The sequence below is a fragment of the Streptomyces sp. CNP082 genome (assembly GCF_059570535.1).
In genome coordinates this window covers 1-23,462 of record NZ_JCANSZ010000049.1, presented here as the reverse complement: position 1 = coordinate 23,462, position 23,462 = coordinate 1, and the positions used below count along the sequence as shown (strand labels likewise).

General features: G+C 72.8%; 17 protein-coding genes. 6 read left to right on the top strand and 11 right to left on the bottom strand.

Annotated features, from left to right (window positions below; genetic code table 11):
- Positions 1-236 precede the first annotated feature (236 nt).
- Complete coding sequence (locus tag B124_RS29125) at positions 237-4,058, top strand: multifunctional oxoglutarate decarboxylase/oxoglutarate dehydrogenase thiamine pyrophosphate-binding subunit/dihydrolipoyllysine-residue succinyltransferase subunit (protein ID WP_496505973.1); 3,822 nt, start codon at positions 237-239, stop codon at positions 4,056-4,058.
- A gap of 137 nt (positions 4,059-4,195) precedes the next feature.
- Here the strand turns inward: B124_RS29125 and fxsT are convergent, their stop codons facing one another.
- The 7 genes from fxsT to B124_RS29090 all read right to left on the bottom strand — a co-directional run bounded on the left by fxsT (position 4,196) and on the right by B124_RS29090 (position 16,450).
- Entirely contained in the window at positions 4,196-7,162 is a 2,967-nt protein-coding gene (gene fxsT, locus B124_RS29120; RefSeq protein ID WP_496505972.1) for an FxSxx-COOH system tetratricopeptide repeat protein, read from the bottom strand.
- A 66-nt stretch (positions 7,163-7,228) separates the two neighbouring features.
- Entirely contained in the window at positions 7,229-8,476 is a 1,248-nt protein-coding gene (locus B124_RS29115) for an FxsB family cyclophane-forming radical SAM/SPASM peptide maturase (RefSeq protein WP_496505971.1), read from the bottom strand.
- A gap of 259 nt (positions 8,477-8,735) precedes the next feature.
- Positions 8,736-8,948 (bottom strand): YxD-tail cyclophane-containing RiPP peptide, encoded by a 213-nt coding sequence (locus B124_RS29110; protein ID WP_496505970.1) that lies wholly within the window; start codon positions 8,946-8,948, stop codon positions 8,736-8,738.
- Between the two features lie 66 nt (positions 8,949-9,014).
- On the bottom strand, positions 9,015-12,332 hold the full coding sequence (locus tag B124_RS29105; protein ID WP_496505969.1) for an SAV_2336 N-terminal domain-related protein: 3,318 nt from the start codon (positions 12,330-12,332) through the stop codon (positions 9,015-9,017).
- A gap of 5 nt (positions 12,333-12,337) precedes the next feature.
- The gene (locus B124_RS29100; RefSeq protein WP_496505968.1) at positions 12,338-13,381 is read right to left on the bottom strand and encodes an AAA family ATPase; all 1,044 of its coding nucleotides are present in this window, start codon (positions 13,379-13,381) and stop codon (positions 12,338-12,340) included.
- Between the two features lie 355 nt (positions 13,382-13,736).
- Positions 13,737-15,953 (bottom strand): VMAP-C domain-containing protein, encoded by a 2,217-nt coding sequence (locus tag B124_RS29095; protein ID WP_496505967.1) that lies wholly within the window; start codon positions 15,951-15,953, stop codon positions 13,737-13,739.
- Positions 15,950-16,450, bottom strand: coding sequence for a CU044_2847 family protein (locus B124_RS29090; protein ID WP_496505966.1), 501 nt, complete (start codon positions 16,448-16,450; stop codon positions 15,950-15,952). The genes B124_RS29095 and B124_RS29090 overlap by 4 nt, the downstream gene beginning before the upstream one ends.
- Positions 16,451-16,598: 148 nt before the next feature.
- Between B124_RS29090 and B124_RS29085 the strand changes: the two genes are divergently transcribed.
- The gene (locus B124_RS29085) at positions 16,599-16,778 is read left to right on the top strand and encodes a DUF6104 family protein (protein WP_496505965.1); all 180 of its coding nucleotides are present in this window, start codon (positions 16,599-16,601) and stop codon (positions 16,776-16,778) included.
- A gap of 70 nt (positions 16,779-16,848) precedes the next feature.
- Here the strand turns inward: B124_RS29085 and B124_RS29080 are convergent, their stop codons facing one another.
- Genes B124_RS29080 through B124_RS29065 form a run of 4 tightly spaced genes read right to left on the bottom strand, consistent with a single transcriptional unit; the run spans position 16,849 to position 19,649 of the window.
- The gene (locus B124_RS29080; protein ID WP_496505964.1) at positions 16,849-17,361 is read right to left on the bottom strand and encodes a hypothetical protein; all 513 of its coding nucleotides are present in this window, start codon (positions 17,359-17,361) and stop codon (positions 16,849-16,851) included.
- A gap of 55 nt (positions 17,362-17,416) precedes the next feature.
- On the bottom strand, positions 17,417-17,938 hold the full coding sequence (locus B124_RS29075) for a hypothetical protein (RefSeq protein ID WP_496505963.1): 522 nt from the start codon (positions 17,936-17,938) through the stop codon (positions 17,417-17,419).
- 11 nt (positions 17,939-17,949) lie between these two features.
- Positions 17,950-19,275 carry a hypothetical protein gene (locus B124_RS29070; protein ID WP_496505962.1) on the bottom strand — a complete coding sequence of 442 codons (1,326 nt, stop codon included), beginning with the start codon at positions 19,273-19,275 and terminating at the stop codon, positions 17,950-17,952.
- A 47-nt stretch (positions 19,276-19,322) separates the two neighbouring features.
- Positions 19,323-19,649 carry a type VII secretion target gene (locus B124_RS29065; RefSeq protein ID WP_496505961.1) on the bottom strand — a complete coding sequence of 109 codons (327 nt, stop codon included), beginning with the start codon at positions 19,647-19,649 and terminating at the stop codon, positions 19,323-19,325.
- Between the two features lie 361 nt (positions 19,650-20,010).
- Here B124_RS29065 and B124_RS29060 point away from each other — a divergent pair, with 361 nt between their 5' ends.
- The 4 genes from B124_RS29060 to B124_RS29045 all read left to right on the top strand — a co-directional run.
- Positions 20,011-20,925, top strand: a complete 915-nt coding sequence (locus tag B124_RS29060) for a DUF4097 family beta strand repeat-containing protein (RefSeq protein WP_496505960.1) — start codon at positions 20,011-20,013, stop codon at positions 20,923-20,925.
- A gap of 1 nt (position 20,926) precedes the next feature.
- Positions 20,927-22,120 (top strand): PadR family transcriptional regulator, encoded by a 1,194-nt coding sequence (locus tag B124_RS29055; protein ID WP_496505959.1) that lies wholly within the window; start codon positions 20,927-20,929, stop codon positions 22,118-22,120.
- Positions 22,121-22,208: 88 nt separating this feature from the next.
- Complete coding sequence (locus tag B124_RS29050; protein ID WP_496505958.1) at positions 22,209-23,201, top strand: fibronectin type III domain-containing protein; 993 nt, start codon at positions 22,209-22,211, stop codon at positions 23,199-23,201.
- 55 nt (positions 23,202-23,256) lie between these two features.
- Positions 23,257-23,462: transposase (locus tag B124_RS29045; protein ID WP_496505135.1), on the top strand; the 206-nt coding region annotated here is incomplete at its 3' end.

Sequence of the window (23,462 nt, the reverse complement as noted above, 5' to 3'; positions counted from 1 at the left end):
GAGCAGCCGGTGAACGGCCCGGTACGAGGACGGGGCGCGGCGCCACCGCTCCGACTCTCCCATGCCGCACACAGGCAAACTTTCTCGTTTTCCCGCCACATCCGGAGCGCAAACCATCTGCGCACTGTGACTTACGCGACCTCCGGCCGATGCGGCCTGCACGTACCAGCACCGGGGGCGTAGCCTTGTGTTCCGCTGTCCATCACCTTGTGAAGCGGAAGAGGGCGGTTGCCGCCGTGTCGTCACAGTCCCCTAAGAGCAGCTCGTCGAGCGTCCGGACCGAAGAGCCCAGCCAGGGCCGGGACCCTGCTGCCGCCTTCGGTCCCAACGAGTGGCTCGTCGACGAGATCTACCAGCAGTACCTCCAGGACCCCAACTCGGTAGACCGGGCCTGGTGGGACTTCTTCGCCGACTACAAGCCGGGCACCGCCGGCGGGAAGCAGGGGGCGGCGACGCAGGCGGCCCAGCCCGCTCCCGCCGCACCGCCGGCTCCGCAGGCCCCGGCCGCGCCGCAGCAGCCCGCGGCGCCCGCCACCCCGCCCGCCGTCGACGGCAGGCCGGTGGCCCCGCCGCCGGCCAGGCCGGCGGCAGCGGCGCCCGCCCCGCCCGCGGCCCCGCCGGCACCGCCCGCCGCGAAGCTGGCAGCGGCGAAGCCGGCCGCCGAGGCGCCGGCCGCCGCGCCCGGGGGCCCCGAGCTGGTCACCCTCCGGGGGCCGGCCGCCGCCGTCGCCAAGAACATGAACGCCTCGCTGGAGCTGCCGACGGCCACGTCCGTCCGCGCGGTCCCGGTGAAGCTGCTCTTCGACAACCGCATCGTCATCAACAACCACCTCAAGCGCGCCCGCGGCGGGAAGGTCTCCTTCACGCACCTCATCGGGTACGCGATGGTGCAGGCGATGAAGCTGATGCCGTCGATGAACCACTCCTTCGCCCAGAAGGACGGCAAGCCCACCCTGGTCAAGCCCGAGCACGTCAACCTCGGCCTGGCCATCGACCTGGTCAAGCCGAACGGCGACCGCCAGCTCGTCGTCGCGGCCATCAGGAAGGCCGAGACGCTCAACTTCTTCGAGTTCTGGCAGGCGTACGAGGACATCGTCCGCCGCGCCCGGGCCAACAAGCTCACGATGGACGACTTCACCGGGGTGACGTGCTCGCTCACCAACCCCGGCGGCATCGGCACCGTCCACTCCGTGCCGCGGCTGATGCCCGGCCAGTCCATGATCCTCGGCGTCGGCGCGATGGACTACCCCGCCGAGTTCCAGGGCACCTCCCAGGACACCCTGAACAAGCTGGGCGTCTCCAAGGTCATGACGCTCACGTCGACGTACGACCACCGCGTCATCCAGGGCGCCGCCTCCGGCGAGTTCCTGCGGATCATGCACCAGTTGCTGCTGGGCGAGAACGACTTCTTCGACGAGGTCTTCAAGTCCCTGCGCATCCCCTACGAGCCGGTCCGCTGGCTCCGCGACATCGATGCCAGCCACGACGACGACGTCACCAAGGCGGCCCGGGTCTTCGACCTGATCCACTCCTACCGGGTCCGCGGCCACGTGATGGCCGACACCGACCCGCTGGAGTACAAGCAGCGCAAGCACCCCGACCTCGACGTCAACGAGCACGGTCTGACGCTCTGGGACCTGGAGCGGGAGTTCGCCGTCGGCGGCTTCGCCGGCAAGGCGATGATGAAGCTGCGCGACATCCTCGGCGTCCTGCGCGACTCGTACTGCCGCACCACCGGCATCGAGTACATGCACATCCAGGATCCGAAGGAGCGCAAGTGGATCCAGGAGCGCGTGGAGCGCCCGCATGACACCCCGGAGCGCGAGGAGCAACTGCGCATCCTGCGCCGGCTGAACGCCGCGGAGGCGTTCGAGACGTTCCTGCAGACGAAGTACGTCGGCCAGAAGCGCTTCTCGCTGGAGGGCGGCGAGTCCGTCATCCCGCTGCTGGACGCGGTCATCGACGCCGCGGCCGAGTCCCGCCTCGACGAGGTCGTCATCGGCATGGCCCACCGCGGCCGGCTCAACGTGCTGGCGAACATCGTCGGCAAGTCGTACGCGCAGATCTTCCGCGAGTTCGAGGGCAACCTCGACCCGAAGTCGATGCACGGCTCCGGCGACGTGAAGTACCACCTGGGCACGGAGGGCACGTTCACCGGCCTGGACGGCGAGCAGATCAAGGTCTCGCTCACCGCCAACCCCTCCCATCTGGAGGCCGTCGACCCGGTGCTGGCGGGCGTGGTCCGCGCCAAGCAGGACATCATCGGCAAGGGCGGTACGGACTTCACCGTGCTGCCGCTGGCGCTGCACGGCGACGCCGCGTTCGCCGGCCAGGGCGTGGTGGCCGAGACGCTCAACATGTCGCAGTTGCGCGGCTACCGCTGCGGCGGCACGGTGCACGTCGTCATCAACAACCAGGTCGGCTTCACCGCCCCGCCGGAGTCCGCGCGCTCCTCGATGTACGCCACGGACGTGGCCCGCATGATCGAGGCGCCGATCTTCCACGTCAACGGCGACGACCCCGAGGCCGTCGTGCGCGTCGCGCGGCTGGCCTTCGAGTACCGCCAGGCGTTCAACAAGGACGTGGTCATCGACCTCATCTGCTACCGCCGCCGCGGGCACAACGAGGGCGACAACCCGCAGTTCACCAACCCGCAGATGGTCGAGCTGATCGACAAGAAGCGCTCGGTGCGCAAGCTCTACACCGAGTCGCTGATCGGCCGCGGCGACATCACCATGGAAGAGGCCGAGCAGGCCCTGCAGGACTTCCAGGGGCAGTTGGAGAAGGTCTTCACCGAGGTGCGGGACGCCACCGAGACGCCGGCGCCGGCCGAGGTGCCGCCGCACGCGCTGCCCGGCTTCCCGGTGGGCCTGGACACGGCCGTCTCCGAGGAGGTCGTCAAGCGGATCGCCGACTCCCAGGTCAGCCTGCCCGACCAGGTCTCGGTGCACCCGCGGCTGCTGCCGCAGTTGCAGCGCCGGGTGTCCATGGTCGAGGACGGCACGATCGACTGGGGCATGGGCGAGACGCTGGCGTTCGGCTCGCTGCTGATGGAGGGCACCCCGGTCCGGCTCGCCGGCCAGGACTCCCGCCGCGGCACGTTCGGCCAGCGGCACGCGGTGCTCGTCGACCAGAAGACCGGCGAGGACTACACCCCGCTGAACTACCTCGCCCCGGACCAGGCCCGCTACAACGTCTACGACTCGCTGCTCAGCGAGTACGCGGCCATGGGCTTCGAGTACGGCTACTCGCTGGCCCGCCCGGACTCCCTGGTGCTGTGGGAGGCGCAGTTCGGCGACTTCGTCAACGGCGCGCAGACCGTCGTCGACGAGTTCATCTCCTCCGCCGAGCAGAAGTGGGGCCAGTCCTCCGGCGTCGTGCTGCTGCTGCCGCACGGCTACGAGGGCCAGGGCCCGGACCACTCCTCGGCCCGTATCGAGCGGTTCCTGCAGCTCTCCGCGCAGAACAACATGACCGTCGCGATGCCCACCCTGCCGTCGAACTACTTCCACCTGCTGCGCTGGCAGGTCCACAACCCGCACCACAAGCCGCTGGTGGTCTTCACCCCGAAGTCCATGCTGCGGATGAAGGCGGCGGCGTCGCGGACGGAGGAGTTCACCTCGGGCGGCTTCCGGCCGGTCATCGGCGACGACTCCGTCGACCCGGCGGCGGTCCGCAAGGTCGTCTTCTGCTCCGGCAAGGTCTACTACGACCTCGACGCCGAGCGGCAGAAGCGCGGCGCGAAGGACACGGCGATCGTCCGGCTGGAGCGGCTGTACCCGCTGCCCGGCGCGGAGATCCAGGCGGAGCTGGCGCGCTACAGCGGTGCCTCGACGTTCGTCTGGGCCCAGGAGGAGCCGGCCAACCAGGGGGCGTGGCCGTTCATCGCGCTCAACCTGGTCGACCACCTGGACCTGATCATCGGCTCCGGGCCGGTGCCGAACGCCGACCGGCTGCGCCGGGTCTCGCGCCCGTCGTCGTCGTCCCCGGCGGTCGGCTCGGCCAAGCGCCACCAGGCCGAGCACGCCCAGTTGACGGCCGAGGTCTTCGACCTCTGAGTCCCCGCGTGGTACGGGCCGGCCCGCCCGGTCCGTACCACGCACGGAAACACGGAACAGAAACACGGAACGGAAACACAGAAGGGGCCCCGCGCGCGGGGCCCCTTCTCGTGGTGCGCGGACTTCTCCAGCCGGGTCTAGGTGGGCTGCGGCTCGAAGTCCCAGTACGGGCGCTCCCGGCGGCGCGACGCCAGGGTGTGCGGGTGGTCGGCGCCCAGTGTCTCGCTGAGGTTCTGCATCGCCTCCCGCTCCACCTTCTTCGCCTCCTGCGAGCGGCGCAGCGACCGCAGGTCGTCCGCGAGCGCCATCATCGCCGACAGCGCCATGGGGTGCTTCGCGCCCAGGACTTCCTTGACGGAGTCGGCGGTCTGCCGGCTCAGCTCCTCGGCGTGGTCGGGGGCGTCCAGCCGGTTGCGGGTGGCAGCCGCGTTCAGCGCGCAGCCCAGCGTCCACGGGTGTGCGGGACCGACGGCGGCGGTCATCCGGGTGAGCGCCAGCTCCGCGATCTCCGACGCCTCCTGCCAGTCGCCGGTGGGCCACAGGGCGAGCCCGACGTTGCCGAGGGTGCCGGCGGTGTACGGGTGCTGCTCGCCGAGCATCGCCTCGTACCGCCGGTTGACCGACTCGGCGAGCTCCCGGGCCCGGTGCAGGTCGCGGTGCTCGCGCAGGAAGGTGGAGTAGTCGGCCTCGACCATCAGGGTCTCGGGGTGCCGGGGGCCCTGGACCTGGGTGAAGCGCTGGACGACCGACTCCATCAGGGTGTCGGCCTCGTTGAGCCGGCCCAGCCGGCGAAGGCAGAGCGCGAGATTGTGCTCGGCGCGCAGCGTCTGCGGATTGTGCCTGCCCCGGACCTGCCGGTGCAGCTCGGCGTTGAGGCTCTGCCCGGAGTACGCCTCCTCGTACCGGCCGAGGAGGCGGAGCATCCAGGCGTACTGGATGCCGGACAGCATCGTGTGGTAATGCTTGGCGCCCAGCCGCTTCTCGCGCAGGACCAGCAGGCGGCGGTGGATGTCCAGCGCCTCGCCGTACTGCCCCAGCAGGCCCAGGGTGCTGGCGTAGTTGCCGAGCGGCGACATGGTGTGGGGATGCTCGACGCCGAGGAGGCCGGCGTACTTGCCGCGGACGTCGTCGAAGAGGTCCCTGGCCGCCTCGAACTCGCCGAGGCCCATCAGCGCGCCGCCCAGGCCGTTCCGGGCGGCCAGCAGATCCGGGTCCTCCGGGTCGCGGACGGGGACGAGGACGTCGACCAGTTGGCGCCCCGCGGCCTCGGACTCGCGGAAGCGGCCCAGGCTGCGCAGGGCCTCGGCGTGCCGGTGCAGCAGCGCGATCCTGGACCGGTGGGTGGGCTCCATCCGGACCGTCCAGTGGGACAGGGCCAGCTCGGACATCCGCAGCGCGGTGCGGTACTCGCCGCGCGTGATCAGGTAGTTGATGCAGTTCAGCACCAGCTCCTGCACGGCCGGGTCGGAGCTCTCCATCGCCCCGGCCGGCTCCAGGTGCGGCAGCAGCTCGGCGTACCGCCCCCACTCCCGGGTGTCCAGGGGGCGGCGGGGGTCCGCCGCGGCGAGGATGCGGCATGCGGTCGCCGAGAGCACTTCGCGCTCGTCCTCGGGGAGGTCGCTCCGCAGAAAGCGATGGTACAGACGGTGCATTTGGACCTTTTCGACCTCGGTCTCCGACGACTGATCCGACGGGTAGTCGATCGTGACTGCGGTGGACTCCGACAGCCGGCGCAGCGCGGAGTGCCAGCTGATGGGATCGTTCGCCAGTTCCGCCAGGTGCGGCGGCAGCTCGTCGCTGCGCTCGACGATGCGGGACACGGGAATGCTGTCCGGGGAGAAGAGCGAGAAAAGGTTGAGCATCGCGGCTGCCGCCGGGGTCTTCTCGCGCATCCCGTTCAGCGTTATCGACCAGCTCGTCAGGAAGCCCATCGGATAGTCGGAGCCGATGCTGATGCCGACCTTGCCGGGCTCCTTCTCGTGCAGCAGCTCGATGTAGTCCGCCGGCGCCATCGTGCTGGAGTCGAGCCACGCCGCGGTCTGGCTCAGCACCAGCGGCAGGTCCTGCACCGCCTCGGCGAGCCCGTCCGCCTCGGCCTCGGTCAGCCGGGGCGCGCGGCGGAGCGCGAAGGCGGTGGACTCCGCCCGGGTGAAGTGCGGGACCTCGATCTCGTCGGCGCCACCGCTGATGGCCCAGTCACGGGTGCGGGTGGTGATGAGCACGTGCCCGTCGCCCTCGGGGACGAGGTCGTCGAGCAGCTCCATCTCGTCGGCGCTGTCGAAGACCAGCAGCCAGCGGCGGTACGGGCGGCCGGTGCGCAGGGCCTCGCGGACCCGGCGGACCCGGTCGCCGATGTTGTTGCCGACCGGGAGGTTGAGCCGTACGGACAGGTCGGCGAGCTGCTCGCGGGCCGTCATCCGGTAGCTGGCGTTGACGAACCAGACGACGTCGTAGTCGCTGCCGAACCTGTGGGTGTACTCGATGGCAATCTGGCTCTTGCCGACGCCGGAGATCCCCGAGAGCGCGATCCGGGCGCCCTGGCCGTCGCCGGCGGAGCCGCTGGCCAGGGCGCCGTGCAGGCGCTCCAGGATGGCGTCGCGGCCGGTGAAGCGGTAATTGCGGCGGGGGGTGTTGAAGACGACCGGCGGGTCGTTGGGGAAGCGCGGTGCGCGCTCGGGCTCGCGGTCCGGGCGCACCGGGGCGTCCGGGTTGATGCCCAGCCGGGTGAGGATACGGCGCCGGGCCTCGCCGGTGCCCAGGTCACGCAGGTCGACGGGCGCCAGGGCCGCCGCCGCGGCCGGCATCGCGGTGGCCACGGTGGCGGCGGCGAACCGGTGCGCGTGCTGCGGGATGACCGTGCGCAGCGCGTCGTTCCACTCGTCCTCGCTGCGGGGGCCCAGACCGAAGTACCAGTCGTCGAGGACGAGCAGGACGCGGTCGGGCGCCTCCAATAACCCCGTCAGCTCGTCGACCAGCGGCCGGTCGCGCGCCGGGTTCCAGCGCAGCATCGCGGTGGGGTGTCCGAGCAGTTCGAGCTGATGGGCGATCCAGGCCGCCCACGGGCGGTTGAACCCCGCGTAACTGATGCTGATGGGCTCGGCCATGCGACCGTCTCCCTCCGCAGTCCGGGCAGGCCGTATCTCTCGCACAGTATCCCATCTGGCTGGCCGTCAGCTCACGCACGGCGGTCCCGCAGGCACTCTTCGCTCCCGGGTCACGGCGGCGTCCAGCCGGTGGGCCACGTGCCGGATGAGCCGTTCCAGATCGGCGCAGTACACGGACGGGTTGCGGAACCCCTCGCCGGCCCGGAAGCGGTGCGCGTAGTTGCCGCCGCCGCACACCCGGACCACCGGGCAGCGCCGGCACTGCTCGGCCAGCGCCCGCAGGCCGAGTTGCCGGGCCGCGACGCCGGGGTGGTCCAGCGCCTCGTCGAAGGAGTTGCGGAAGACGTCGAGGCCGGTGCCGGAGGCGCCCTCGTAGACCCACTTGAGCGAGTCGACCTGCTCGATGGCGCCGTCGGTCTCCACCACCAGGGCCGTGACCGGCGACAGGCCCACGGCCTCGGTGCCGCTCGGCCGGCCCAGCAGCAGCCCGAGGATCTCGGTGAACAGCCGCACCCGCGGCGACGGCCGGGGCAGGTCCCACCACAGGTCGAAGACCTGGCAGAGCCAGTCGCCGTACGGGGTGGGGCCGCGGCCCGGCACCGGGGCGGCGGGCGGGGCGGACCAGTTGGCGTGCGGCAGCAGGAAGTCGAGCACGGGCGGCCCGAGGGAGCACAGCGAGTCCAGCACGGCGGCCGGCGGGGCCGTCACGTCCACGGTGCACAGGATGCCGCCGTAGCTGTCGGGGTACCGCTGCAGCAGCCGCGCCGCCCGGGACAGGGCGGGCCAGGACGGCCGCCCGGCGTGGTCGACGCGGCGGGTGTTCAGCTCGGGCGTGCCGCCGTCCGCGCTGAGGCCCACGCGGATGCCGCCGGCGGCGAGTGTCTCCAGCGCGGACTCGGTGAGCAGCGTGCCGTTGGTCTGTACGCCGGTGACGACGGTGCAGTCGGCCGGCAGCGCGGCGCGCACCTGCGCGGTCTGCCTGACCAGCGACGCGGCGCCGGCGAGCAGCGGCTCGCCGCCGTGCAGTTCGACGCGGATCCGGCGCAGCCCGTGGGCGCGTACGTGCTCGGCGATGCGCTCGGCGGCGCGGCGGGTGGTGGCCTCCGGCATGCGCGGCGGGCGGCGGCGCCAGCCGCTGTCGGCGCCGTGGTACACGTAGCAGTACGTACAGGCCAGGTTGCAGCGGCTGTGCGTCTTGAGAATGAACTGCCGAAACGGTACGCCTCGCACCCCCGAGGCGCGGAGCCTGCCGACGTCCAGCAGCCGCCCCGGCCACGGAGCTTCCTCGTCCGCGCCCGTGCTTCCGTAGCCCATGCCGCTCCCCGGTCCCCCGATTGTGGACGGTGACGGACCGCCGCCTTTGGATGCATGGCGCACATGTCACGCGGACGAAACCCACGGGATGCCTACCTGACCATTTCTGTGCGCAATCTGCCGCGATCCGATCCCTTCTGTTCATCTAGGGCTGTGTTCATCGACGTTCATCGACGTTCATCGACGTTCGTCGACGGCGGCGCTGGCGTCGGCGGTGCGGGCGGCGGTGGTCGACACGGATGCGGCAGTGCATACGACGCTAGTCGGCGGGGGTGTCGTTCGTGAAGTACGCGCCCGCCTCTTCCTCGGACGGCCAGTTGCGCAGCAGGTGGGCGACGACCCCGGCGAGCACCGGGTGGTCGCCGCGGGCCGCAACCGCGTGCACGTCCACGTCGCTGAAGTCGGGAAGGCGCGCGGACGAGGGAACGGCTGGCGGTCTCCCGTCCGGCACCGCCGACAGGGGGTTCTCCACGCTGTACTCCTCCGGAAGGGTGTGAGAGTCCTTCCCCGAACAGTCGTGCAGCAAAACGGACCCGGGTCAGTCGCCGGCTTCCAGGGTCCGGATCTGCTCGCGGGTCTGCACCGCCCCCGCGCTGTCCGTCTGCTCCGCCCGGCTCCACTGCTCCCAGGCGTCCCGGTACGCCCTGAGCGCCACCGCGCGGCCCGCCGTCGGCTCCAGCATCTGCCCCCGCCGGTGGTGGGCGCGCGCGGCGTCCGCCGGGTCGCCGGCCTCCTCCGCCAGGAGCGCCGCGCGCCGGTAGCAGTCCGCCGCCCGCTCCTGCCGCTGCCGGAACTCGGTCCGTATGTCCAGGAGGAGCTGCACGTCCCCCAGCTCCAGCCACGCCTGCGCACGCACGCGCGCGGGCGCATCGTCCTCGCGGGCGGCCCCTTCGAGCACCCACTCCGCCTCGTACAGGTCGGTGCGGGTGCCGGACGTCTCGAAGCGCAGTCGCAAGGCCCTGCCGAAGAGCAACTGCCGCCGCGGCAGGTCCGGATGGCGCTGCGGCGTCTCCGCCAGCACCTCGCGCAGCACCGGCACCGCCCGGCCGCGCAGCGCGGCGTCGCCCGCGGCCAGCCGCGCGCGGCGCAGCAGCAGCTCGCCGTGCTCGGTCAGCACCTCGCCGTACAGCGCCGCGCCCGGCGGCAGCAGCCGCAGCGCGTCCGCCAGCCACCCGTCGGCCTCGGCCAGCAGCTCACCGGCCCCGCCGCGGGTGAACTCCGCGACGCGCACCTGCGCCTTGCGGCGCAGGCTCTCGCCCTGGAGCCGGTAGTCGCCGAGGTCGGCGGCCAGCCGCCCGGCCCGGTCGAGCGCGGCCAGCGCGCGGCCCGCGCCGTCGTCGCCGGCGGCGGTGGTGTTCGCCTCGGCCAGGTCGAGCAGCGCCTCGCACTCCAGCCGCCGCAGCTCCGGACCGCCCTCCATACGCAGCAGGTCGACGCCCGTACGCAGGTCGGCCGCGGCGCGCAGCCCGTACGCCCGGGTCTCGTCCACCGTGTGCTCCGCGTGGGCCCGGCCCAGGGTGACCCGGCCGCGGGCGAGGAACAGCCGCGCGGGCACCAGCTCCTCGTCCGGCCAGCCGGCCAGCAGCTCGTCTATCGTCTCCTCGGCCTCGTGCAGCGCCGCGCCGTCGCCGGTCAGGGCGTGCAGCCGGCGCAGCACCTCGGCGAGCAGGCCGCCGCGCTCGCGCCGGGTGGCGTGCGTGGTGGCCAGGGCGCGGGACTCGCGCAGCCGGGCGGCGGACACCCGGAGCGCCGCGACGGCCTGCTCGTGCTCGCCGTCGGCCACCCGCTCGCGGGCCACCTCCCACATCACCTCGGCGTACGTGAGCCGTTCGCGCAGCGGCTGTGTTTCGCCCGCCGGCGGCACGCCCGCCGGCGGCACGCCCGCCGGCGGCACGCCGCCGCCCGCGGGCGCCCCGGGGCCCTCGGCGGCCAGGGCGCGGCGGGCCCACTCCTCGGCCTCCGCCAGCGCGTCCGGCTCGCGCAGCCGCTGCCAGTGCAGCAGCAGCGCCCGCGCCAGCAGCCCCTGCTGCGCGGCGTCCCGCTCCTCGACGACGGCGCGGCGCAGGGCCCGTACGGCATCCAGCAGGTCGCGGACGCTGCGGGTGTCCTCGTACTGCCGCAGCAGCTCCGCGCCGCCCGGTTCGGCCGGGCGGTAGGCGGGCTGGAAGGCGCGCAGCACCTGCTCGGAGACGCGCGCGAACTGGTCGGGGACCCGGACCCCGCCGAGCTCCGGCTCGCGGTCCTCGCCGGAGAGGTACGCGACCGCGACCGCCGGGAAGTTGCGCGCGCCCTGCCCGAAGGTCCGCTCGATGTACAGCGAGCAGTGCTTGAGCACGAGCGCCGCCTCGCCGTGGCTGAGCCGGCGCAGCAGCAGCTCGCGCACGCCCGGGCGGAAGTCGAACCACGGGTCGTCGCCGACGGGTTCGCGCGCCGGCTCACGCCCCTGGCCGCGCGCCGGCTCACGCGCCACGACCAGGTCGCTGAGCAGGATCTCGGCGGTCTCCGCGGGCCCGGTGTCGGGGAACAGCGCGCGCTGCACCAGCCGGATGACCGGCAGCACCAGCGGCACGGCGGCCAGGTGGATGGCCAGCAGCCGGGCCGCCGGCGAGGCGGTCGCGTCGAACGCGGCGAGCGTGGCGGCCGGGTCGGGGCGTACGTCGGCGGGGCGGGCCGCCGCGGCCGGGACGGCGGTGTGGTCTGGGCGCACCCAGCCGGCGGCGCCGGGCAGCGACAGCCCTTCGCCGGCGGCCAGCAGCCGGGCCCAGGTGCCGACGGCGGCCGGCTCCGGCGCGAGCACGGGCAGCGGGCGCGCGCCCGCCGGCGGCACGTCGCCGCGGGTGCCGGGGCGGAAGTCCAGCGTCGGGTACGGGCCGGGGTGGCGGACGAGCAGACCGGGCAGCGCGGCGAACGGCATCTCGCGCCACCGCCGGTGCGGCAGCGGCTGGACGACGGCGACGGGGGCGGTACCGAGCCAGCCGTGCAGCATCCGCTGCATCCGGCCGTCGCGCCACATCGGGCCCGCGCAGTCGCTGAGCACGAGCGTCAGCCGCTGCCCGCCTGGGTCGTGCAACTGGCCGGCGTCCTGGAGCATCGACGGCCGCCCCGGCTCGCCGGTGCAGCCGACGCCGCCGTCGGGCAGCGGGTGCAGGCGGTGCACCGTGACGTCGCGGAACGCGCCGGAGCGCTCGGCGACCGTGCGCAGGTCCTCCAGCAGCCGGCCCCAGACCTCCATGGCGGGCGAGGCGTCCATGAGCAGGTGGAGCGTGGCGCGCCGCCGGGGCGTGCGCAGCACGGGGATGACCAGGTCGGCCCGCGCGCTGAGCTCCGCGGTCTCCTCCTCGTCCAGCTCGCCGGGGGCCACGGCCGCGACGCGCGGCTGGTAGCGCCGGAGGGGGCGCAGTGCGCGCTGCAGCGGCACCAGGGCGGGCAGCGCGGCCGGCTCCGGGACGCCGACGCGGCCGACCGCCCGGTACCCGGGGGTGTCGACGGTGTCGTGCAGGGGCGTACGCGGGAGCAGTCCCGGGCCCGCCGCAAGCCCCACGCGCCGCTCGGGCGCGGCGTGCGCCCCCGCGCCGAACCCGTCCGGGGCGCTGTCGGCGCTCTCGGTGTGCTCCTCACCGGGGGCGTCGGACGCGTCCGTAGCGTCCGGAAAAGTGGCTGATTTCATACGGGTCGCCGGCTCCGGCGCAGCGTCCCGCGGACCCGCGCCCGCCGCCTCGGCGCCGCGCGCCAGCTCCCCCGCGAGCCACAGGACGTCGGCGAGGCCGCGGGCGTCCGGCGGCAGCCCGGCCGCCAGGAGCCGGCCCACCAGCTCCTCGGCCTTCTCCTGCCCGCCCTCGCCCCCGCGCCCCGCCATGGCGCTCACCGCGGCCTGTTGATGGGCCGCATCAGCTCCTCGGTAACGCGCCGGGCGGAGCCGTCCGCCTGGTCCCAATCGGCCTGCCGGGTCAGCTCGATGGCGTTGAGCAGTTGATCCACGGCCCGTACGTCGCCTGGCCCGGCGGCCAGGAAGCGGTCGATCAGCTCCGCGAACCGCTCGTCGTCGCCCTCGGGGAAGTGCGACCGCACCATCCCCGTCAGCCGCGCCCGGTCCGGCACCGGCAGTTGCAGCTCGATACAGCGGCGGCGCAGCGGCGCCGGGAACTCGCGCTCGCCGTTGCTGGTCAGCACGATGAACGGGAAGGCGCCGCAGCGCACCCGGCCGCCGCGCACGGGCACTTTCGTACCGTCGTCACTGAGCACCTCGACCACCGGCGCCCGGTCGGCGATCCGCTCCAGCTCGGGGATCGTGAACTCGCCCTCCTCCAGCACGTGGAGGAGGTCGTTGGGCAGGTCGATGTCGCTCTTGTCCAGCTCGTCGACGAGCAGCACGCGCGGGCGCGCGGAGGGCAGCAGCGCGGTGCCCAGCGGCCCGAGGCGGATGTAGCGCCCGATGCCGCCGCCGGGCTCCTCGGCGGCGCCCGCCGCGTCGCTCCCGGCTTCGGGCCGCCGCGCGGCGCGTTCGAGCTGGGCGTCCTGGAGGCGGCCGATGGCGTCGTAGGCGTACAGGCCGTCGCGCAGCGTGCTGCGGCTGACGATCGGCCAGGTCAGCACCCGGCCGAGGCCCAGCTCGTACGCCACGGAGTGCGCCAGGGTGCTCTTGCCGCTGCCGGCCTGCCCGGTGACGAGCAGCGGGCGGCGCAGATAGAGCGCGGCGTTGACCATCTCGCACTCGCGGGTGCTGGGCCGGTGGTGGCTGGCCTCGCGGCGCCGCTGGCCGAGTCTGCGCTCGGAGGAGGCCTCCAGCGCGGCCGGCGGCGGCACCGGCGGGCCGCCGTCGAATTCTCGCCAAGGAGGCGGTGCCGGCAGTCTTTCCATGCCGTCGTGGGGGGCACCGGTGCCTCGGTAGATGAGCCATTCGCTCACGTCGTAACCCCTTGTCGCCGACCGGGCAGCGGGCTTGCCCCACTGTCTGCCCGGCGACGGACGAGGGCAACCCTCACGGGGATAAGAGGCTAGCCGGGTGCGCGGGCATCGGGTGCCGAATCGGCCAGTCCGCGTGGTGGCGGGCCGGTTTCGTCCAACTGCGCGGCCAGGGCGCGGCGTTCGTCTCGTGCACCTCCGGACGCCCGCGCGCCGTTCACCCGTTCACCTGCCGGCTCACCCATTCACCACCACCCGTACGCCGTTCACGCCCCCCCACGGGCAGGGCACACCGACGGAACCACCGGCGCCCGTCTCACCCCGGCACGCCCCCGCGCACGCATCGTGCCGCCGCGGCTCAACCCCCCGCGCCGATCGTGTCGTCGGCGTCGTCGTAGAACAGGATCACGTCCGCAGCGCACCCCCGCCCGGACTCCAGCGCCTCCCGGCGCACTTCGTGCAGCCGCTCCGGCAGGTCCCGCACGACCGTTCCTGCGCCGTCCGCGAGCAGCGCCGCCAGCTCCTCGTGGTACGCCGCGCACTCCGCGCCGCACTCCTCGCCCTCGTGGCCCCCCGCGCGCCACAGCGCCACCGCCGTGCCCTCGTCGAGCAACTGCCCGACGACCGCCGCCCGCCCGGTGCCGTCACCCAGCGCGTGGCAGAACACCGGCACCCCGCCGTCGCCCGCCCCGCGCCCCCAGTCCGGCGGCGCGGCCCGTACCAGCCGCTGCCGCGGCGCCCGGCTCATCCGCCGCCACCGGTCGCGCCACAGCGGCTCCGGCTCAGGACCGGCGCGGGCCACGTCCCGGTGCACCACCGGCCGCACCGAGCCCGCCGGCGGGCGGGCCGCGGTCGCCCGGCCGGACGCCGGCAGCTCCCAGCGGTACGTGGGCTGCGCCTGCCGCTCCTCCGGCAGCGCCACCTCCAGCCGCACCCGTGTCTGCGCCTCCGCGTCGGCCCCGAGCAACTGCGGCGCCAGCGCCGCCAGCACCTGCTGCTCCGCCTCCTCGAACGACCCGCCTGCGTACGACTGGTCGAGCGCGACGTGCTCCCACTCCCCCTTGCCGTAGCCGCGCCGCACGGTCCAGTTGTAGCGCGGCACGGTCGGCGCGGCGGGGTCGAGGAACGGCAGCTTGTCGAACGTGACGAGGACGCTCACCGGCGCCCGGCGCACCGCCCGGATCTCCCGCCGCTGGCGCGGCGTCAGCTCCCCCGCGCGCTCGGCGACCCACGCCTCAAGGGATTCCACTGCGCTACGGGCCCCGGCGCCCACCCCCGCCTCGGCACCGGCGCCGAGGTCCGCGGCGGCCTCGCGGGCCACGAGCTTCAGGTACAGCAGCATGTCGCGCAGCGCGCGCTCCGGCGCGGCATGCCGGTGCAGCAGCCCGTGGCCGTCGCGCCAGTCGCGCAGCCGCCGGGCGCCCAGGGGGCGGCCCTGGATGTCGAGCACCTGGTGCACGATCCGTTCGACGACCTCCGGGTCGCGCGGCGCGGGCAGGTCGGCGAGCCGCCACAGCCCGCTCAGCCGGTCGAGCGCGCCCCAGGCGCCGAACCGCGGCGGGACCAGCGCGCGCTGCAGGTCGGTCCAGGAGGTGCGTTCGTCGTCGATGCCGTGGTGGCGGTGCCAGTGCCAGGCGTCGTGCAGCCGCATCAGCTCGCGGTACGGCTCGGGGCCCAGGCCCTGCGCGCCGGGCAGCAGGTGCTCGGGCGAGAGCGCCTGCAACTCGTCGAGGGAGACGGCGGTGCCGCCGCCGGTGCCGCCGCGGTAGCGGGCCTTGACGACGCCGACGACCTCGCCGCGGCCGAGGTGCAGCACGGGCCCGCCGGAGGCGCCCTTGCGGATCGGGGTGGGGGTGCCGAGCAGGATCTGCTGCCCGTTGCGCCCGGCGAACTCGGCGCTCAGCAGCGCCGCCTCGGGGCCTTCGGCGTTCGAGGCGCCGGCGCGCCCGTGGGCGCTGAGGAGGACGGCCTGGTCGAGGAAGTCGTCGTAGCGGTCGCCGAGCCAGACGGGCTCGCTGCCCGCCGGCGGCCGGGCCGGGCGCCCGCGCTCGGCGCCGGGCTGCGCACCGATCCGGGCCCCTGACCAGACGCCTGTCAGGGCGCCGGACAGAGCCGAGGACGGGTGCCCGTACGGCGCCTCACCCTGCGGCCCCTCACCCGCTCCCGTCGCATCCGCGCCCGCCGGAAACAGCCGTACCAGGGCCAGATCCGGCCCTACCTGCATCACCGCTTCGGCGAACGTCTCGTCCCGCACCTCCGGATCGCGCCCCATCCGCGCGGCCGTGCTGTCCGGCGACGGCATGCTGTACTCCACCCGCCCCGGCACCGTACGCCCGCCCACGACCACGCCGATCAGCTCCCCCGGCGCCGTACCGCGCCGCCAGCCGTCGGGGTGGACGAAAACGTGCGCGCAGGTCAGCACCCACTCCGGGGCGACGAGGAACCCGCTGCCCCACAGGGATCCGTCCTTCGACCCGGGCGCCGCCCGGATGTCGACCGTCGCCGCGGCGGCCAGCTTGCAGAGCTGGTGACGCGCGTAGTCCGCGGCCTCGCTGCTCTCGATCGGAACCCTCATACCGGTGCAGACGCCGTGGAAGACCCGCCGGATGCACCAGATGCAGCCGTATCGGACGCGCTGGCCGACGCCGAACCGGGCTGCCAGGTCAGCGTGACCGACAACTGAGCCGTCGTGTTCGCGTCGGCCAGCAGCGCGACCGCCTTCCCCGTCCCCGCGGAGATCTCCACGCCGAACGTCACGCTCACCTCGTGCGGCGCGGCGGCAGCGGTCGCGGCCCGTACAGAAGCGGCCACCCCGCCGATGAGGGGCGTAAGCCCACCGAGCCGGGAGGTCAGCCGGCCCCAGTCGGCGACGTCTTCCAGGTCCTCGTCCACATCCGGCTGGACGGCCAACTCCTCCGCCCCGGCACCCGGACGGACGGCCTCCCGGCCGCCCCCGGGCGCCGGCACCCCCGCCCGCGCCCCGGCCGCGACACGCTCGTCGAGCGGTGTCGCCCGGACCCACACCTCGGTGCCGTCCGGCAGCGTCACACGCTGCGGCAGGCTGCTGCTCATCCGATTCCCCCGACTACGCTGGGTGGCCAATGCACTGACATTAGTCCGCCGACCGCCGCCCCGCGACGGCACCCACGGCCGTCCGCCGGCCGTCTTCCGCGGTGAGCAATACTGAACCGGTCACTTTCCCCCTTCCGGAGCACCCACCATGTACTTCACCGACCGCGGCATCGAGGAGCTGGAGAAGCGGCGCGGCGAGGAGGAGGTCACCTTCGAGTGGCTTGCCGAGCAGTTGCGCACGTTTGTCGACCTGAACCCGGAGTTCGAGATCCCGGTGGAGCGGCTGGCCACCTGGCTCGCCCGCCTCGACGACGAGGACGACGAGTAGTCCGATCACGGCCTTGAGCGTCCGGACCCTCAACGGAGCCGTACACGCCGAGACCGGTCGGCGAGTCCGGTCACAGCTTGCCGAGGGCGACCCCGCGCCAGGTCCATCCGGCTTTGAGGACAGTGGCCTGCAGTGGAGCCTTCAGCTCCAAGGGGTCGAAGCGGAACGTCTCGGTGAATCCGAGCTTGCCATCGGCCCTTCGCCCGAACGTCCACCTCCGGGTAACCGCCGTCACCTGCCCGCGGGAGTACGTGCCCCCCAGCGCCAGTCCGGCCCTGCCTCCGACCCGCTTGACCTCCCACATCCGGTCGAGGGCACGGACCTCCTGCTGCGCTGGAACCAAACGCATGTACACCTGAAGAGTCCGGTCTATCTGGGTCGGGCCGAAAAACGTCCTCCACGCCGGATCCAGGATCCGCCACTCGGCCACCAGGTCCGCACCCTCCTGGCGGCCATCCCGCACGACGTAGGGCACGTCCGGCCCGTTGAGCCGGACCAGAGCATCCCAAACCTCCGCGGCGGAGAGCGGGGGAACTCCCCCGCCGGGGTGCCTCGTGCCGCTCAGCCCGTCGAAGATGCCCATCAAACCACCCTGTGAAGTCCGGCTGCCGATGCGATGTCTCCCGCGGTGTGCCCCTCTAGGATGCCGCCCTGGCCCCGGTGTCCGGGCGAACGGTGCGCACGAAATCCTGGAAGTCTCCCAGGACGGTGTCGTATTGTCTCGCGGCGACGGTCAGAGCGCACCGGATCACCGCGCGCTTGCGCGGGTCGTCGATGTCCAGCATGGCCAGATACACCTGGGACTGGACCAAATCACGGCGCACACCACCGGCGACTGCCGAGAAGGTCAATTCCTGCGTCAGGCCGGGCGCGGCGGCGGACCCGACCTCGTCGCGGCCGGCCACCACCACCGACTCGTCGATCGCACGCATGCGCTCCACCGACTCATCGGCGATCTCGGCCAGCGTCCCGGCGTCCTGCCGGTGCTCCCCGTCCACGGTGATGTTGGCCGTGAAACCGGCATCTGGCTGAAAATGAAGCGCGACGAACGCCACGCCCGGGGCATTGACCTGCTCCGGAAGAACCGGACGCCAGCCCTCCGGCTGTCGAAACTTGACCGGCACCGGCAGTATCACAGGCAAGACCAGCTCTCCTTCCACGGGGGCACTCATCAGAACAGGCCGGTAATCGTGTCCTTGGCGGAACCGACTCCGTCGCCGACCATGCCAACTCCTTCACCGAGCTTGCCGGCTGCGCCCTTTGCGGTGTCGGCCACCTCTCCTGGATCAACCGTGATCTCGATGCCCAGCGAGCCGCCAATTATCGGGGACGCACCTGCACGGGCCTCGAATTCGAACTTTCCGTCATCATTCTTGGTGAAACCTACACTGGCCTCTGCCCCCGGGCCGACCCACCCCTCAGCCGTCCCACCAGCGCTGATTCCGCCGATTTCGACGCCCCGGGCGCCACCGCCCTTCGCCCCGGCGAAAGCCTTTGCACCCACACCTATTGTTTCTGTGCCGATGCCGGCGTTGATACCGGCCTCGGCGCCGGCGAACCCGGTCGCCCTCTCGTAGATACCGAAGTGCTCGGTCCCGGCGTGCCCTTCGAGCAATACCCTTGCACCTCTGGATGCTTCGGCATTGCCGCCGATTCCGCTGTCGCTGACGCCGAAGCTCGCCGTGGCCCTGGCTCCGGCGTAGACATCGGCGATTCCGGCCAGCCTCATCCATCCCTTGGTCATCGACCCCTCCGCCGTCAGGTGAAAGAGGTCGAAATACGCCTTGAGCATGCCCTCCTTGCCGTAACCGGGTCCGGTGGCGCCAGCTCCGGCATCGGGCCCGGTCGCCGTGACGTCACCCTTGTGGATCCAGCCGAGGCTCTCGAGGTAGTCCTCGTCCGTGGGGGCGAAGGGGACGAAGTCCTCATGGGCGTCTTCGATGAGCCCGGCCCGCACTTCGGCCTGGTCCTCGTGTTCCACCGCCAGCCGCCGCGCCTCTTCAAGGATCCCGAGAAGATCTTGGTTGGCGTCGCGCACGTCGCCCTGGAGTCGGTCCAGGGCCCGTTGAGCATCATGGCCACGCGCGCCCTTCTTCTCGAGGTCCGGGTCGTCAGCCGCTTTGTCCGATCGATGCTGCACCTGCTGCAAGGCGATCCGCGCGTCGTGCGCCTTCTCTTCCAGCCGCCTGGCCCGGCGCTGAAAATCGTCGAGATCGCCCTCCCATCGATCCAACTGCCTCGCCGCCTTGCGTAACGAACGCGCGGCGTTGCGGAGATTCCGTGGCAGCGGCCCGTCCTGAAGCTGATCGCGGAAGGCGATCGCGGCGTCACCCTTCCAGTAGCTGCCGACGGCCAGCTTCGTGACCGTGCCCTGTGTCTCGTCCAGGAGATCAGCGCACTTGACGAGCTTGTCGTGAAGCTTGCGTACGGCGTCCTTGGATCCCGGGGCGGGGTCGAAGCCGAGGTTCGGGTAGCCCTGACCGCCCGAGCCGTACACCCCGCCGCCTAAGGAGGGCTGTTGCGATCCCGAAGGTAAGGCGGGTGTCATTCCTTCCCTCCGTCCTGCGAGCCCTCGGCGGCACCGGACTCGGCGAGGGCGTCCTCCAGGGCCTTGTCCACCTGCGCGTAGCTCTCCTTGCTGGTGCCGACGACATCGGCAAGCCGCTGCGCCTGTTCACCGCTCCGCCGAGTGTCGAACCGGCGGGCCGACTGGAAGCCCTCGCAGGCGTTGTCCAGGGCGGCGGTGCCCAAGCCGCTTGCGGTGGAATCCCGTAGCGCCTTGTGCACGCCTTCAAGGGCTTGTACAGAACGCTTCAGCGAGCGCATGAAGCGGTCGAGTTCGCCATCGGAGACTGCGAGCCTTTCCGACACCGGTTCATCTCCTGCTGGTGTTGTGGGCACATGGCGATGACACACTGTCCTCGCGCCGCAACTCCTGGGCCCTCGATAGCGACGGTCGCGCCGTCCGGCGAACGACCCCCGCAACTTGGCCGGAGGCGCCGGGAGAGCGGCGGGTGGGCACCTGCTGGACCATACTGAGCCTGCCACGTCCCGTCTATTGGCAGTTCCGGCAGACTGGCCACCTGGCTCGCCCGGCTCGAGGACGAGGACGACGGGTAGTCCGCGGCGGGCGCGCTTGACTTCCGCGCACCGCGATATATCGTGTCTTGCGGAGACGCGATATGTTGCGTTGGTGTGAGTGCTCGACAGAGCCCGAGTCAGGAGGCCGTCGATGTCGGTGCAGTTGGTGGCCGATCCCCAGACCCTCGCCTTCGAGGAGCCCGTCACGGAGCTCAAGGTGCGGATCGTCAACGGAGCCGTACACGTCGTGGGAACCCCTGACGACACGGCGCGCCTCGAGGTCAGCGAGATCGAGGGCCCGCCGCTGCGCGTCTCCCTGGAGCACGGTGAGCTGACGGTCGCGTACGAGGACCTGCCCTGGCGCGGCTTCCTCAAGTGGCTCGACCGCAAGGGCTGGCGCCGCCGCGCCGTCGTCTCCCTCGCCGTGCCCGCCGCCGCCCGGGTCGAGGTCGGCGTCGTCGGCGCCGACGCCGTCGTCTCCGGCATCGCCGGCCGTACGGACGTACGCGGGGTCAGCGGCGGAGCCACCCTCGTCGGGCTCTCCGGCCCGGTCCGCGCCGACACCGTCTCGGGGGAGCTGGAGGCCCAGGCCCTTGAGGGCGACCTGCGCTACAACTCCGTCTCCGGCCCCCTCACCCTCATCGACGGCGCCGGCGGCAGCGTCCAGGCCGACACCGTCAGCGGCGACATGGTCATCGACCTCTCCCCCGCCGCCCGCACCGCGGACGTCCGGGTCAACACGGTCTCCGGCGAGATCGCCATACGGCTGCCCGAGGAGCCGGACGTCGAGGTGCACGCGAGCACGGCGAGCGGGGCGGTCTCCAACGCCTTCGCGGCGCTGAACGTCGGCGGCCAGTGGGGCGCGAAGTCCGTCAACGGCCGCCTGGGGGCGGGCAAGGGCACACTGCGGGCGACCACCGTCTCCGGCTCCCTGGCGCTGCTCCGCCGCCCGACGGGGGCGGACGACGAACCGGAGGACGCGCCGCCCGGCCCGTACGACCCGACAGGCCCGAACGACTCCGGCCCCGCCGACGCCGCCGGCCCGGCCGACAAGAAGGTGCTGTGACATGCCCCCCGTCTTCGCCCACGGCCGCCTCCGCCTCTACCTGCTGAAGCTGCTCGACGAGGCGCCCCGCCACGGCTACGAGGTGATCCGCCTCCTCGAAGAGCGCTTCCAGGGCCTGTACGCCCCCTCCGCCGGCACCGTCTACCCCCGGCTCGCCAAGCTGGAGACCGAGGGCCTGGTCACGCACACCTCCGAGGGCGGCCGGAAGGTCTACGCGATCACCGACGCCGGCCGCGCGGAGCTGGCCGCCCGCCAGGCGGAGCTGGCCGAACTGGAGCTGGAGATCCGCGAGTCCGTCGCCGAGCTGGCCGCCGAGATACAGGCGGACGTCAGCGGCACCGCCAGCGACCTGCGCCGCGAGATGCGCCAGGCCGCGAAGGAGGCCCGCGCGGCGGGCGGCGCGAAGGCGGGCGAGAAGGAGTCGTGGCGGCAGGCGAAGGAGGAGTTCAAGCGGGCGAAGCAGGAGTTCAAGGAGCAGGCGAGGCGCGCGAAGGACGAGACGCGGCGGGCGAAGCAGGACGCGGAGCAGGCGCGCAGGCACGCGCGTGAGACGCAGGAGCGGGTGCGCAGCGAGGCGGAGCGGATCGCGCGGCAGGTGCAGGAGCAGGTGCAGTCGAGGGTGCGTACGGGCGACTGGCAGGGCGGCTTGATGGACGGCCTGGCGGAGCTGACGCGGGAGCTGGGGAACCTGGGCGGCTTCGGGGGCCGCGGAGCACCGTCCGGCGCCGGTACGGAGACGGGCCCGCACGCCGGTACGGGCACGGGCGCGCCCCCCGGCACCCCGGCCGACCGGATCGCCGACGCGGCGACCCCCGCCCCGGGCCCCGCCGCCCCCGGCGGCATGCCCACCGCCACCGGGACCACCGGCATGGGCGGCGTCTCGACACCGTGGGCACCGTTCATCAAGCCGGACCCCGCCGACACCCCGGAGTGGGCCGAGGAGGACACCCCGCAGGACGCCACCCCCGCCGAGCTGGCCCGCGAACTGGAGCGCCTGCTCGACCGGTTCCGCGACGACGTCCGCGACGCCGCCCGCGACAACGGCGTCTCGCCGGACCAGCTCCGCGAGGCCCGCCGCCACCTGTCCACCGCGGCGGCCCACCTCACGGCACTGCTGCGCCTGGGCGGCGACGGCGACCGCGACGACGGCCGGGACGACGGCCGGGACGGCGACCGGGACGGCGGGAAGGGCTGAACCGCGGGGCGCTGCCGGCATCTTGAAATGTACGCGGTGAGTGTGCGAAAAAGGTCTGGACCTTTGCTCGCACGATGAGAGGCGTCCAGTGAGGCCCACCCCCACGCTCGCCGCGCTGAGCACCACCGCCGCCTGCCTCGTGGCCCTGACCGCGACCTCCTGCGGCTCGGACAGCGATGCCGCGGCCGAACCGCCGGACACCCCCACCGTCCCGACCGGCGTCACCGTCTACACCAGCACCTCGACGTCCGTGCACGTCATGTGGAACAGGGCGGCGGAAGCGGAGAACATCCGGCGGTACGAGGTGTACCGCAACGGCAAGAAGATCCAGAACGTGCCGGCCGCGAAGCACATGATCGACATCACCGGCCTCAAGCCGTCGTCCTCGTACACCTTCTCCGTACGCGCCCGGGACGCCGACGGCAAACTCTCCGCCCCCGGCGAGGCCGCCCCGGTCACCACCCCGTCCGCGGACGCCGACGACCGCAAGCCCCCCACCCGGCCCGCGAGCCTCAAGGCGCGTGCGGACGGCCCCCGTTCGGCGACCCTGACCTGGACGGAGTCGGAGGACAACAAGGAAGTCACGTCCTACGACATCTACCAGGAGGGCACCAGGATCCACAGCGTCGGCGGCACGGAAACCACCGCCTCGGTCACCACCCTCCGCCCCGGCACCCACTACACCTTCACGGTCAAGGCCCGCGACGCCGCCGACAACTCCGGCCCGGCCAGCCCGCCCGCCACCGTCACGACGGAACCGGAACCGGAAGGCAAGACGGGCGCGGAGGTCCCGGCGGACCTCCAGGCGACGGCCCGCAAGGACGCCGGCGCCTGGAACCTCGACCTGGTGTGGAACGCCCCGCAGGCGGGCGGGGACATCACGGAGTACGAGGTGTACGTGGACGGGAAGTTCGGCTCGAAGCTGGTGCTGGGCGAGTCGGCGCCGAAGGACACGGGGCGGATCAGCCTGCCGTTGGAGAAGCAGGGTAAGGCGACGTACGCGGTGAAGGTACGGGCGAAGCTCCCGGACGGGAAGTGGGGCCCGTTCACGAAGGAAGTGACGGTCACGGCAGGCGGCTAGGTTCTGTTTCTCGGATCTGCTGACAGGGCCTTGTGGGCTGGTCCAGGCTGTGGGAGTGGCTGGACGAGGGTCTTTGACGAACGCGGAGTGGGAGCGGCTGGAGCCGCTCCTGCCTCGTGGCGGGAACCGTGGTGGCCGCTGGAGCGATCATCGCAAGGTGATCGATGGCGTCCTGTTCCGTGTCCGGACGGGAGTTCAGTGGCGTGACCTGCCGGATCGCTTCGGGCCGTGGCAGACGGTGTACAAGCGGCACCGGCGCTG